This window comes from Pseudoalteromonas sp. UBA2102, from assembly GCF_002331165.1.
In the GTDB taxonomy this organism is placed as follows: domain Bacteria; phylum Pseudomonadota; class Gammaproteobacteria; order Enterobacterales; family Alteromonadaceae; genus Pseudoalteromonas; species Pseudoalteromonas atlantica.
Genome location: NZ_DCYU01000060.1, coordinates 106,064 through 118,695, shown reverse-complemented (window position 1 = coordinate 118,695; position 12,632 = coordinate 106,064). Strand labels below are relative to the sequence as shown.

General features: G+C 40.8%; 14 protein-coding genes and 1 tRNA gene. 5 read left to right on the top strand and 10 right to left on the bottom strand.

What is annotated here, in order from left to right:
* The first annotated feature begins 36 nt into the window (after positions 1-36).
* From B2R65_RS08085 to B2R65_RS08065, 5 genes are all read left to right on the top strand, one after another.
* A complete protein-coding gene (locus tag B2R65_RS08085) occupies positions 37-765 on the top strand; it encodes a glutathione peroxidase (RefSeq protein ID WP_024033064.1) in 729 nt (242 codons plus the stop codon).
* 82 nt (positions 766-847) lie between these two features.
* Positions 848-2,296, top strand: coding sequence for a dihydrolipoyl dehydrogenase (locus B2R65_RS08080; RefSeq protein ID WP_286741834.1), 1,449 nt, complete (start codon positions 848-850; stop codon positions 2,294-2,296).
* Positions 2,297-2,614: 318 nt separating this feature from the next.
* Complete coding sequence (locus B2R65_RS08075) at positions 2,615-3,547, top strand: DHH family phosphoesterase (protein ID WP_024033066.1); 933 nt, start codon at positions 2,615-2,617, stop codon at positions 3,545-3,547.
* 380 nt (positions 3,548-3,927) lie between these two features.
* Positions 3,928-4,506 (top strand): sulfite exporter TauE/SafE family protein, encoded by a 579-nt coding sequence (locus B2R65_RS08070; protein ID WP_154945531.1) that lies wholly within the window; start codon positions 3,928-3,930, stop codon positions 4,504-4,506.
* Between the two features lie 92 nt (positions 4,507-4,598).
* Complete coding sequence (locus tag B2R65_RS08065) at positions 4,599-4,832, top strand: hypothetical protein (protein ID WP_154945532.1); 234 nt, start codon at positions 4,599-4,601, stop codon at positions 4,830-4,832.
* A 177-nt stretch (positions 4,833-5,009) separates the two neighbouring features.
* Here the strand turns inward: B2R65_RS08065 and B2R65_RS08060 are convergent.
* From B2R65_RS08060 to B2R65_RS08015, 10 genes are all read right to left on the bottom strand, one after another.
* Positions 5,010-5,084, bottom strand: a tRNA-Arg gene (locus B2R65_RS08060).
* A 101-nt stretch (positions 5,085-5,185) separates the two neighbouring features.
* Positions 5,186-5,863 (bottom strand): FlgO family outer membrane protein, encoded by a 678-nt coding sequence (locus B2R65_RS08055; RefSeq protein ID WP_286741833.1) that lies wholly within the window; start codon positions 5,861-5,863, stop codon positions 5,186-5,188.
* 8 nt (positions 5,864-5,871) lie between these two features.
* Positions 5,872-6,564, bottom strand: a complete 693-nt coding sequence (locus tag B2R65_RS08050; protein WP_004586248.1) for a FlgO family outer membrane protein — start codon at positions 6,562-6,564, stop codon at positions 5,872-5,874.
* A 13-nt stretch (positions 6,565-6,577) separates the two neighbouring features.
* On the bottom strand, positions 6,578-7,171 hold the full coding sequence (locus B2R65_RS08045) for a FlgO family outer membrane protein (protein ID WP_286741832.1): 594 nt from the start codon (positions 7,169-7,171) through the stop codon (positions 6,578-6,580).
* A 159-nt stretch (positions 7,172-7,330) separates the two neighbouring features.
* Positions 7,331-7,909, bottom strand: a complete 579-nt coding sequence (locus B2R65_RS08040; RefSeq protein ID WP_286741831.1) for an SPOR domain-containing protein — start codon at positions 7,907-7,909, stop codon at positions 7,331-7,333.
* A gap of 211 nt (positions 7,910-8,120) precedes the next feature.
* Entirely contained in the window at positions 8,121-8,819 is a 699-nt protein-coding gene (locus B2R65_RS08035) for an SPOR domain-containing protein (protein ID WP_273606092.1), read from the bottom strand.
* 380 nt (positions 8,820-9,199) lie between these two features.
* A complete protein-coding gene (gene galU, locus B2R65_RS08030; protein ID WP_004586244.1) occupies positions 9,200-10,078 on the bottom strand; it encodes a UTP--glucose-1-phosphate uridylyltransferase GalU in 879 nt (292 codons plus the stop codon).
* A 19-nt stretch (positions 10,079-10,097) separates the two neighbouring features.
* A complete protein-coding gene (locus B2R65_RS08025) occupies positions 10,098-10,949 on the bottom strand; it encodes a thymidylate synthase (RefSeq protein WP_004586243.1) in 852 nt (283 codons plus the stop codon).
* A 12-nt stretch (positions 10,950-10,961) separates the two neighbouring features.
* Positions 10,962-11,765, bottom strand: a complete 804-nt coding sequence (gene lgt / locus B2R65_RS08020; protein WP_286741830.1) for a prolipoprotein diacylglyceryl transferase — start codon at positions 11,763-11,765, stop codon at positions 10,962-10,964.
* A 10-nt stretch (positions 11,766-11,775) separates the two neighbouring features.
* Positions 11,776-12,585, bottom strand: coding sequence for a sulfite exporter TauE/SafE family protein (locus B2R65_RS08015; RefSeq protein WP_096041290.1), 810 nt, complete (start codon positions 12,583-12,585; stop codon positions 11,776-11,778).
* Positions 12,586-12,632: the final 47 nt, after the last annotated feature.

The following is a 12,632-nucleotide window of genomic DNA, read 5'->3' as shown; positions in this document are numbered from 1 at the left end:
GCCATAATGGCTCCAACAAATCAAGAGGAACAAACTATGTTAAAGAATATTGAAGGTCAAACAATCCCAAGCGTTACATTTGCAACACGTCAAAACGACGAATGGAAATCAGTAACCACAGACGAAATTTTTACAGGCAGAACCGTTGTTGTGTTTTCACTACCGGGCGCATTTACGCCAACCTGTTCATCAACTCACTTACCACGCTACAACGAGTTAGCCGGTGTACTTAAGCAAAATGGCGTTGATGAAATTGTATGTGTATCAGTAAACGATACATTTGTAATGAACGCATGGGCAGAGCATCAAGAAGCGCAAAACATCACATTATTACCTGATGGCAACGGCGAATTTACTGACGGCATGGGCATGTTAGTAGATAAAAACGATTTAGGCTTTGGTAAGCGCAGCTGGAGATACTCTATGCTAGTTAAAGATGGCGTTATCGACAAAATGTTCATCGAACCAGATTTACCAGGCGACCCGTTTGAAGTTTCTGATGCAGACACAATGCTTGACTACATCAACCCAAAACAAACTAAGCCAGAGCCAGTAACCGTATTTACTAAACCTGGTTGCCCTTTCTGTAAAAAAGCAAAAGAGCTACTAACAGAAAAAGGCTACGCATTTGAAGAAGTTGTTATGGGTGCAGGCGCTACATTAACAAGCCTTAAAGCAATCACTGGCCGTGACACTGTTCCACAAATATTTATTGGTGGACAACACATTGGCGGCTCAGACGATTTAGAAAAATACTTTGCTTAATTAAGTAAAAAGATAGCAGGGGCGTACACGCCCCTCTATATCAATCTCATCGCTCAGATTGAAAATAATAAAGGATACCACTATGAAAGAATTACAAACCGATGTTGTTGTTATAGGTGCAGGTACTGCAGGCTTAAGCGCATACCGTAACGCAAAACAATTCACCCCTAACGTTTTAATGATTGAATCAGGCCCGTACGGTACTACCTGTGCACGCGTTGGTTGTATGCCAAGTAAATTACTTATTGCCGCAGCCGAAGCCGCGCATTCAATTGAAATGGCACCTGCATTTGGTGTACATAGCTCAAAGCCAAGAATAGACGGCAAAGCAGTTATGGCACGTGTTAAAAGCGAACGAGACCGCTTTGCAGGATTCGTAGTAGAAGCCGTAGACGACATTCCTGATGAAGATAAAATTCGTGGCTACGCCAAGTTTTTAGACGCCAACCGCGTACAAATTGACGATGACATCATTATTACTGCTAAACGTTTTGTTATTGCCACGGGTTCGCGCCCATCATACCCTGGCGTGTTTAATAACTTTGGCGACAAACTTATTATAAACGACGATGTATTTGACTGGGACGACCTACCAGAGTCAGTGGCTGTATTTGGCCCAGGCGTAATAGGCCTAGAAATTGGCCAAGCACTTAGCCGCTTAGGCGTAAACGTAAAATTATTTGGTGTTGGCGGCGCAATTGGCCCACTTACCGACCCAGTAATTAAAGACTATGCAAACACTGTTTTTGCTGAAGAATTTTTTGTAGATACCGACTCAAACGTATCTGACATGATGCAAGTTGGCGATAAAGCCCAGCTTACTTACACCGATAAAGACGGTGCTAAACACACCGAGCAATTTGACTACGTACTTGCAGCCACAGGCCGAGTACCCAATGTAGACAAGCTAGGTTTAGAGAATACCGGCATAGAGCTTGATGAGCGCGGTGTGCCACACGCCGACCCGCACACTATGCAATGTGGTAACTCAAATATATTTATAGCGGGCGATGCCAGCAATATGATCCCCCTGCTACACGAAGCATCTGATCAAGGCACCATTGCCGGACAAAATGCTGGGCGCTTCCCCGATGTACGCATTGGCCTTCGCCGCGCTAAAATTGCCGCAGTGTTTAGTGACCCACAAATAGCAATGGTTGGCGAAAGCTTCAAACAAATTACAGACCGCCTAGGTGAATGTGGTTGCTTTGAAGTAGGCGAAGTGAGCTTTGAAAACCAAGGCCGCAGCCGAGTAATGCTTAAAAATAAAGGCCACATGCGCGTTTACGCAGAGCAAGGCACAGGCTTATTTTTAGGTGCAGAATTTATTGGCCCACAAGCCGAACACCTTGCTCATTTATTAGCATGGGCTGTACAAAACAAAATGACCGTACCAGAAATGCTGGATATGCCATTTTACCACCCAGTAATTGAAGAAGGTCTACGCACGGCCCTACGCGATTTAAATGCCAGACTTAAATTTGGCCCAGATATTATTAACAGCTGTATGGAATGCGGACCAGGCGCTTAACTTTTATACAGTAATAAAACAAATACATACTTGCTAACAAAAAGCCAAAACAGTCGTTTTGGCTTTTTTATGCGCTTTTTTAACGCTAATACCCATTGTATTAAATTATGAGGTATTGATAGCAACAGATAAACAGAGTACATACAAAGGCATAATTTTCGATAGGCATATGTTCTACTTAAAAATTTATAACGCCGTTTACGCTTTATTTAGCACGTTTGAATGACTAAATTTTTAATTCGATTGCTATAACCTCTCAAAAATTATTTTAGCTGTTACACTTATTTGATAACTCAATCACAACAAGATGGAAAAGCTATGCCCAATAATAAATTTAGACTAGTCACCCGCAGCGATTTTGACGGCTTGGTATGTGCCGTACTGCTCAAAGACTTAGACCTAATTGATGACATTTTATTTGTACACCCGAAAGACATGCAAGATGGCAAAATAGACATAACTGCAAACGACATTACAACTAACCTACCCTACGTTGCTGGCTGTCATATTGCATTTGACCATCACTTAAGCGAAACCGTACGTAACGCAAGCGATATTAAAAACCACGTAATTGACCCTAAAGCCCCTTCTGCTGCACGCGTTGTTTATGATTATTATGGCGGCGCAGAAAAATTTCCAAACATCAGCACAGACATGATGGAAGCGGTAGATAAAGGCGATGCAGCGCAGTTCTCAAAAGACGAAATACTCAACCCAACAGACTGGGTATTAATGAACTTTATCATGGATGCACGCACAGGCCTTGGCCGCTTCCGCGAGTTTAAAATTTCAAACTACCAATTAATGATGAAGCTAATTGATGCCTGTAAAGATCAAAGCATTGAAGATATTTTAAAAATGGAAGACGTAGCCGAACGTGTTGCGCTTTATAACGAGCATAACGAAAAGGCCAAAGAGCAAATAGCACAATGCGCAACCGTGCATAAAAACCTTGTGGTGCTAGATTTAACTCAAGAAGAAACTATTTACGCCACCAACCGTTTTGTAATTTACGCCATGTACCCCGACTGCAATATATCAATTCACAAAATGTGGGGCCTTAAAAAACAAAACGTAGTATTTGCCATAGGCAAATCAATCACCAACCGCAGCTCAAACACCAATGTGGGCGAGTTATGCCTTAAATACGGCGGTGGCGGCCACTTAAACGCCGGTACCTGCCAAGTAGAAACCAGCAAAGCCGAAGCGGTGCTTGGTGAGCTGATTGATACGATTACGAGTGATGGTTGAGCTGTAAGCTGTAAGCTGTAAGCTGTAAGCTGTCAAAATTTTAAAGCGAGTAGATTTATATTTACTCGCTTTTTTATACGTAGTTATAAGAATTACTGTTTTACTAACACTTCAACTCAGTAGTTATTGGCATCTTTGGTTTTTTAAGGGCGGCTTTGAGCTATAATTGATCGTTCAGGTGATTCGTCATCAACTTAGTACTAATAAAAGCAAACTTTCCTCTTATTTAGATGTTCATATAAGCTACAGAAAGCATAATATTTATAGCTGGTAATAACACATACAATTTGTTATTAATCTAAGCTCATTAAATATGGACGTTTTCGCGCTAAAAAGGAAAGTGTCCTCTGATAAAGTTGTTATATACCTTTGGAGCATTAGTGTTTAACTTTCAGTTTCTTATTGGCTCTATTGCTGGTTTTTTTATTGCCTTTATATTATTTGTTTCCCTTCTTGTCACTAACGTCAATCTTGATGTTGCTGTTGCAACAAATATATTTATTGCTTTAGCTACAGCAGTAGCAACTGCTATTCACTACAGCTCAATACAAAAACAAAGAAAAGATCGTATTTGGGAAATTAACAAAAACGTTTTGTTAGAGCTAAGCCATTCCTTGTCATTAGTAATACAGGCATCACGCTATTATCAACAATTAGAGTATGCAAAACACAAAGTTGAAGATGAACCATCTGAGATGGATAGACCGAACCCCAATGTATTTAAGGACTTCAAAGATAAACAAGAATTTGCGATTAACGTTTATAAAACACTTATGAACAAAGAGCTAATCATTAGTATTCAAAAAGCTAAAGAAGCTAATGAAGAAATTGATAAAGCTGTTAATGAAAATCTCATTGATTACATCCCTGCATATGATTACTCAATTGAAGCTAACGAAGAGCTTCAAATAAAACTTGGAGAATTTATGGCTGAAATGTCTGGTGTAAACGACATATAACAAGGTGTTGAAATCGACCATGCTCCTCAGTAATTTTTTAGCCAACAAATTTATTGCCACTTAGCGAAGCGTAATATTTAGAAAGAGGTTTGATGCAGTTATTCAACATTAGTCGTTTAAAAACAGACTTTGGGATCTTTCGCGTAGCAGGTGATTGGTGTTCAGAAAAACCTGGAGTTGAAAATATCAACATTGAATCAATCGAAGTTATGGGAACTGATGGCTGGGTTATGCTCGATAAATCTAGCAAAAGCAATGCTCGATTAATTAATAGTCTACTACCACTATTTTTGTCACATTTACTTTTAAAAAACAGTGCTGTTTAAACGTAAATATAACAAGGCCTAAGGTGGCAACCGTCTGCTCATGGCACTCCTCAGCCACTCGTCAGCAATAAAATATTGATAATAATTGGTAAGGTATTTTACTGTGTCGGATGGCGCTTCGCTTATCCGACCTACGCAGGCACAAAAGAGTTACTAATATTGAATTAGGTTTTTGGTTGGTAGCCCCTGCAGGAATCGAACCTGCAACTGCCCCTTAGGAGGGGGCCGTTATATCCATTTAACTAAGAGGCCGCATCGAGCTTACAGCTTACAGCTTACAGCTTACAGCTTACAGCTTACAGCTTACAAAAATTATAACGGCATCTTGTTTTTCATATCAAGCTAAAATTAACTTAATTGCTTGATAAATATATATCTTCTTTGTTTAACACGTACAGTGGTATGAGTTTTCGGCTGCTTGCTACAATATGTTTACTATGGACATTTATAACGCGGGTATTTACTGCTACGCCATTTGGGCGGTAAATTAACGTACCTGCTAATACATAGTTAGCCATGCTGCTTTCGCTTAGCTTTTCTATATCGCGAGATAACACAAAATCGCCTCTATTTGATACATCAATGTTGTCCATGGTTTTAAAATCTACCACGCCGTAGCCAAATTTTTGCAGCTGATGAATAAACGTCTCTGCTAATTGATTACCCAACTGATTACTTTTATTAAGCGATGCGTCTAAATCTACAATGGTGGTAACCGCTATGTTGATGCTGTTGTTATCGGGCGCTTCGGCTTCAAGCGTATCGACTAAATCCAGCGCCATTTGCTCTACATAGTTTGCCAGCGTTTTGTGGTGTTTTAGCGGTGTAAACTGCCTTACTGTGTCGTACTCACTTTGCTGCTGCACAGATTGGTTGGCATACATAGGCTTTGATTGGCTACTTTGCGTTACCACGGTGTAATCTGAGCGCGTGTTTATGCTTTCGTTATGCTCATTATTTTGCGTTATTGAACAGCCAGTTAATACTAACGTTGCCATTAGCCCCGCTATAGCAGATAGTTTGTAAAACATGGTCAACCTCACTCGCTGGCTTGTTTAAGCATAATTCCGTCGGTGCGATAGCTACTGTTTAGCGCATCAACCACTGATTGAGGGATAAACCCTTGCGCACTGCCCACTACCGCTTTACTTTTAATGCCCACTATTCGTGCATTTACCAGTACGCCACCTTGGTGGCTCACAAGTGTTCCTGCTAATACGTAATTAAAGTTTTGATCTTGGTTTAGCTCTAGGTAGTCGCGGCTAAATACAAAGTCGCCTGCGGGGGTTACTCGCATATAATCAGTGGTTTTAAAATCGATAACCGGTACTCCAAAACTATGCAGCTCGTGCATAAAGCTTTCGGCTATTTGGTTACCTAACAGGCTTCCATCGCTGTAGTCATCATCTAAAAACACAAAGCTAGAAACGGCAAGTGGCGTTTTGTCGTTTACGTATTGCAGGTTTTCGACCATGTCTTGCATTATCCCACGCACATAATGGTTTATATTTTTGCGTTTTGCAGGGGCACTTTTGGTGTAGTTACTTTGCTTGTTTAAATTAGACTGAAATAACGCTTCATTTGGTGCAGGTGCTTTTACCGCACGCTGCTCTGAAACAAGCTGGGCTGCATTGTCTTGCTCAACCTGCTCCGGCTCTGAATGTAGCGAATTTAACATTTGCGAACAGCCAAAGCCTAATGGCAAACATAGGGTAATTAATAGGTTTCTCATGGTGTGCTCCAGATTAATATTCGCTGCGGTACAAAGAGCCGTCACGCTGCTGAATTTTTTCGTTTCCCCACATTACATTTATAGGGATTTCTGTGCTGCCTGCCGACAGTACTTGCTTGTTTTCAATATTAACGAGTCGTGCATTAACTATGTAAGCATGCTGTTGGCGCGTTACAGTGCCGGTGATGACTAAGTCAATATTTTGGCGATTGCGTAATTTACTTAAGTCGCGGCTTAATATGCTGTCTGCGTTTTGCGCTAATATAAGGTTATTGCCAAGGCGGTACTCAACGGTATGATAGCCAAGCTGGGTAAATTGCGTTAATAAGCTTTCTTGAATTTGTAAGCTCAAACCCGAGGCCTGCCCTGCTACTAGCTTAGTATCTAAAGCATCCGCATAAAAAAAGCTACTCACACCAATGCGCGCATTGGCATTTAAAGCACCATTTACATGGTTAAGCTGCGAGGCTAGATTTGCTACATACTCGTTAACGGTATAGGGGGCCATTGCTGCTTTTGGCGCGTCAGTAGGCACACTCAGCTCTGGGGGCGGAACCAAGTTGCAAGCAGTTAAATTTAACAATACTAAAGGCAGTAAAAGGCGCATAGTTGCCGTCCTCTTCAAAACATACCGAGGATAAAGCAATTATTATGCCTAATTAACCTAAACTCTGGATAATAAACCTATCTCTAGCCAGAGATAATAAATTTAAGTATCAAGATAGTTCAATATGCTAGTAAGGCTCTTAACCAGAGTTCAGGTTAATTAACTTTGAGGCGTTTTGACATAGTAAGTGACAAAGCAGTTATTAATTTTTATTAATGACTTACATGCATCCTTTGCTGCTTCTTTTGTTTTAAACGCACCAAGCTTTAATCTATAAAAGGTGTGCTGGTCAATCAGTACTTGCTCGGTATTTACTTCAAGCTTATTTGAGGCCGATTGAAATTGCTTTATAGCCGCTTCAAGTACCGCTTTATTTTTATATGCCCCCACTTGCACAGCAAACAGCGCATTTGTATTTACAACAGCTAAGTGGTTAGTTTGCTGTGGTTTTGGCTGCGCGTTAAGTTGTTTTAATTTATCTACTGTGCGCTGTAATTCACTTTCTAGCTTTAACAGTCTTTCTAGTTGAGGCTTGGTTTGTTGCCACTGCTGCGCTGACTCTTTTAGTACGGCTAAATCATCTTTTTTAATGAGCACCGCCTGCTTTTGGGCCGTTGCGAGTGCGTGAGCACTGTTTGCTAATGCAAAGCCTAAAACTAATGTGGCTAAAAAATCCTTGTAGTGCAGCATAAGTATGTTGTTAATTTGGGTAAGAGTGAGCGCTATTTTAACAGCCAAACAATGCTTAGCAAGTCACGCGTGCTAGGACCTATTGCGCTTTTATACCAATTAGCTTAATTAAGTAATCTATTATGAGGATAGTAAAACGTATTGATAGCTAGGCAAAAAAATTCGCTATTTAGTTGCTCTAAACGAGATTTATTAACGCAGAACGCAACACGATTAGCCCCGTAAAATAATTATTTATTATTGCGGGTTAGTATCACTATTAAAGTTTAATTGGCTTATCGGTGTAGTTACTTACAATGCAGTCGAGCTTATACATTTTAAATACTTCACAGTCGGCTTTGGCATTTTTAAGGTTTTTATAGGAGCCAAGCTTTAAGCGATAAAAGGTTTTATTATTTATTTTTGCGGTTTCTACGTTGGTTAATATTTTATCTCTAAATAGTGGCGCTGCTTTGGTATTTAGTTCTTGCCAAGCTTTGGCTACATCCTGCTTAGAATCAACCGAGGCAACTTGTAATGCAAATACATGTTTAGGGGTATTAAGCTTTATAGTTTGCTTTTGGTTATTGTTAGCAGCTTTGTAAGTTTGCTGACGACGTGGCTTATTACTGGTTGTACGTGAAGGCGTGCGAGTGTAACGGCTACTGTAGGCAGGGCTTGCATTAGATTGTGCAATAGCTTTAGAGTTTATTATATCTATATGATTAACCAGGTAAGTAATTTCTTTTTCAAGCTTTAAAATACGCTCTATACCGGCGCGTGCTTGCTGCCATTGCATTGCTGCATCTTTTAATTGCGCAAGCTCTAGTGCAGTTATCGATACGTAATCGGGCGTGGTGTTAGGTATTTCATTATCAACAGCAGGTTTAGCGGTAGGCGTAATAGAGCACGCCGTGCCAAACGTAAGCGTAAAAAGGCATACAAAAAAGTGTTTATAGTATTTTTTTAATTTAAGCATGTACCCGTTATCCTGAAAGCAGTGCCTGTGCACTTACATTTCAGTTAAACATTCTCACAAGAAAGCGTTTAACTTAGCAATTTAAACAATGAGCGATTTTTGCTCCCGCACGCTAATTTACCTGCATAGATAAAATTAACATGACCCTTCCGTGAGTTTGGCTTTTAATACAACTTTGATGCCAATTAACATAAACTTTACAATATAAATTACGTTATGTTGCTATATAACGCAAGTCAAATTCAGAACATAATTAAGCGTAGACCATCTTTATTACTGGCGTGGTTAAAATTAAGTAAACCCATACCTATTTTGGTATTAATAATTGAGCACTAAAAAAGGCGCCTAAACAGGCGCCTTGGTGGGTAATTTAATAAAACCTAAATTAACGATTTAATAAATGTTTTTAAATCATCTGCAAACTCGTCGCGGCGCAAAGCAAACTCTATCGTTGCTTTTAAGTAGCCTATTTTGCTACCGCAATCGTGGCTGCGGCCTTTCATTGCGTACGCGTCTACTTTTTCTTGCTGCATTAGCATGGCAATTGCATCTGTAAGTTGAATTTCGTTGCCAGCCCCTTGCGGCGTTTTAGCAAGCAGTGGCCAGATGTTTTCGCTTAATACATAACGCCCTACTACCGATAGGTTTGAAGGTGCTTCATCTACTGGCGGTTTTTCTACCATGTTAATAATTGGCGAGCTTTCACCTTGGTGAAGCTCTACGTCACCTAAATCAACAACACCAAATTTGTCTACTTCGTCCATTGGTACTGGCTCAACCATAATTTGGCTGTGCTTAGTTTCTTCAAAACGGGCGATCATCTCTGCTAGGTTGTCTTTTTTAAGGTCGCTCTCTACGTCATCAACAATTACATCTGGCAAAATAACCACAAAGGGTTCGTTGCCAATAATTGGCGCTGCACAGTTAATTGCGTGGCCTAAGCCTTTGGCTTCGCCTTGGCGTACGTGAATAATGGTCACATCTTTAGGGCAAATTGCCTGTACTTCGGCAAGTAATTGCCGCTTTACGCGTTTTTCAAGCGTGGCTTCTAGCTCAAAGCTGGTATCAAAATGGTTTTCGATAGAGTTTTTACTTGAGTGTGTTACAAGTACAATCTCTTTAACACCTGCTGCTACCGCTTCATTTACTACATATTGAATAAGCGGGCGGTCTACCACTGGGAGCATCTCTTTAGGAATAGCTTTTGTGGCAGGTAACATACGCGTTCCAAGGCCTGCTACGGGGATCACTGCTTTCATCTTGTTCTCCTTAATCTTATTATACTGAAAACGGATATTGGATTGGTTCGTGGCATTGATAGCCTACTACTTCAAAATCGTCTCGTGTTACCCATGTTTCTATATCTTCTAGTGATTTTATGTTTGGGTTAATATTTAATTGCGGTGAGTCAAACGGCTCACGTGTTAGCTGTACATCGCGCATTAACGGTAACTGGTTTTCGTAAATATGCGCGTTAGCAATTTTATGATACGCCTTACCTGCTTTATGGCCGGTAATTTGCGCTACCAATGCCAGTAATACAAAGCACTGAATTTGATTAAAATTAAGCCCTAGAGGCACATCGCAACTGCGCTGATACGATGTTAAATACAGCGTGTCGCCAAGCAGCGAAAACGTATGCGTGTGCATACATGGGCGCAAGCAACCAAGCTCAAACTCACCAGGATTATAAAAGGTAATTATTTCACCTCTGTCATCAATCCCGTTTTTTAAGTTATTTATTACTTTAGCAAGCTGATCGAGCGTTGAGCCATCTGGGCGCTGCCAATTACGCCCTTGCACGCCATAAACGCGGCCCATGTCGTCCTCGCCTTTGCGGTTAGGGTTATTTAGCCATGCGTTATTATCGTTTGCGTTTGCATCCCAAGTTTTACAGCCTATATCGCGAAATTGCGCTGCACTATCGTACCCTCGTAAGTAACCTAAAAGCTCTGCTATAGCGGCTTTGTAGTAACTTTTACGAGTGGTGATCATAGGGAATTTATTATTACCTACATCGTATTCTAAGTCGGCATTAATAACGGTTAAGCAGCGCGTGCCTGTGCGTTTGTTTTCTACCCATACACCTTCGTCAACAATGCGCTGACATAATTTTAAATATTGTTTCATGATCTGTTCTTACTATGCCTTTGCTGCGGTTACAGGTTGCGGTTTTTTGTACGCCCAAATTAATAGCCCTAGGCCACCAATTATCATAGGTAACGAGAGTATTTGACCCATTGAGATAAAATCGGCAAATAGGCCAAGCTGCGCATCTGGTTGGCGGAAATATTCAATACAAAATCTAAATACGCCGTACCCTAATAAAAACACACCGGCTACACTGCCTGCAGGGCGAGGCTTTTTAATAAACCATAATAAAATTAAAAACAGGACTAGCCCTTCAAAAAAGGCTTCGTATAACTGCGATGGGTGACGCGCAAGCGGCCCACCCGTTGGAAATACCATTGCCCATGGCACATCGCTTACGCGGCCCCATAATTCGCCATTTATAAAGTTACCAATACGCCCTGCTAATAAGCCAACCGGAACCAGCGGCACCACAAAATCTCCCACTGCGAATAGTGATTTTTTGCGGGTTTTTGCAAATAGTATAATAGCGGTAATAACCCCTAATGTTCCGCCGTGGAAAGACATACCGCCTTGGTCAATTCTAAATAAATATAATGGATTTTCTAAAAAGTAACTAAACTGATAAAACAATACATAGCCAATTCTGCCGCCTAAAATAACCCCTAGCATGCCGTAAAAAAGCAAGTCGCTAACTTGCTCTTTAGTCCAACCAGAGTTTGGTTCTTCGGCTTGACGATTAGCAAACCACATCGCAAACGCAAAACCAATTAAATACATTAAACCGTACCAACGTACGCTTAGCGGTCCAACAGAAAAAATTATTGGATCGATTTGAGGAAACTCAAGTGCCATAAATAAACCTTTAGCTAAAAACCATTTTAAGTGCGATGAGCACAAGCAACACCGCGAAAATTTTCTTTATTATATTAACAGGTAAATAATGAGTTGCTTTAGCCCCTAAGGGCGCCACAAACCACGATGTTATTACAATACCAAATAATGCAGGTAAGTATACAAACCCTGCGAACCCATGGGCTAAATCGGTTACCTGCCAGCCTGCGCTTATATAACCAATAGAGCCAAATAGCGCGATAACAATGCCGCTCGCTGATGCACAGCCTATCGCTTTTTTCATATCAACTGAAAAGTAATTAAGCATAGGGGCAATAAGTGCGCCGCCACCAATACCTATTAAACCAGAAAGCGCGCCCATAAGGGCAGAAATGCTCCCTAAAATAACCCCTTTTGGTAGCGGTTTTTCTTTAAGCGATTTACTACGTGATGCCAACACCATTCTGCCTGCAATAAACACAACACTTATTGCAAACACGCTGCGTAATGCTTGTTCGGGTATTAAACTTGCGGCAAAGCCACTTATTAACGCGCCTAAGCCTACACCCGACATAACCCACGGTGCAATTTGCCACGGCACATTATCATTTTTATGATGAGCCAAGACTGAAGAAGTAGAAGTGAATAAAATAGAGGCAAGCGATGTTGCAATAGAAATAACTAATACGTGATCAGGTGAAGTAACGTCAAACATCAGTAATAAGCTACTTAAAACAGGCACAATAATTAAACCGCCGCCTATCCCTAATAGCCCAGCTAAAAAGCCAACTACACAGCCAAGTAGCGCACAACTGGCCACGAGTAAAGCTAAGTCATACATAGTGTTCTCAAATACCTTTTCGTGCGCCTATATTAAAGGATTATAAA

Excerpts from the sequence above, each read along its gene's own strand:
- B2R65_RS08085 (WP_024033064.1), top strand. The coding sequence starts at position 37 with ATGTTAAAGAATATTGAAGGTCAAACAATCCCAAGCGTTACATTTGCA.
- B2R65_RS08080 (WP_286741834.1), top strand. The coding sequence starts at position 848 with ATGAAAGAATTACAAACCGATGTTGTTGTTATAGGTGCAGGTACTGCA.
- B2R65_RS08075 (WP_024033066.1), top strand. The coding sequence starts at position 2,615 with ATGCCCAATAATAAATTTAGACTAGTCACCCGCAGCGATTTTGACGGC.
- B2R65_RS08065 (WP_154945532.1), top strand. The coding sequence starts at position 4,599 with ATGCAGTTATTCAACATTAGTCGTTTAAAAACAGACTTTGGGATCTTT.
- B2R65_RS08055 (WP_286741833.1), bottom strand. The coding sequence starts at position 5,863 with ATGTTTTACAAACTATCTGCTATAGCGGGGCTAATGGCAACGTTAGTA.
- B2R65_RS08050 (WP_004586248.1), bottom strand. The coding sequence starts at position 6,564 with ATGAGAAACCTATTAATTACCCTATGTTTGCCATTAGGCTTTGGCTGT.
- B2R65_RS08045 (WP_286741832.1), bottom strand. The coding sequence starts at position 7,171 with ATGCGCCTTTTACTGCCTTTAGTATTGTTAAATTTAACTGCTTGCAAC.
- B2R65_RS08035 (WP_273606092.1), bottom strand. The coding sequence starts at position 8,819 with ATGCTTAAATTAAAAAAATACTATAAACACTTTTTTGTATGCCTTTTT.
- galU (WP_004586244.1), bottom strand. The coding sequence starts at position 10,078 with ATGAAAGCAGTGATCCCCGTAGCAGGCCTTGGAACGCGTATGTTACCT.
- B2R65_RS08025 (WP_004586243.1), bottom strand. The coding sequence starts at position 10,949 with ATGAAACAATATTTAAAATTATGTCAGCGCATTGTTGACGAAGGTGTA.
- lgt (WP_286741830.1), bottom strand. The coding sequence starts at position 11,765 with ATGGCACTTGAGTTTCCTCAAATCGATCCAATAATTTTTTCTGTTGGA.
- B2R65_RS08015 (WP_096041290.1), bottom strand. The coding sequence starts at position 12,585 with ATGTATGACTTAGCTTTACTCGTGGCCAGTTGTGCGCTACTTGGCTGT.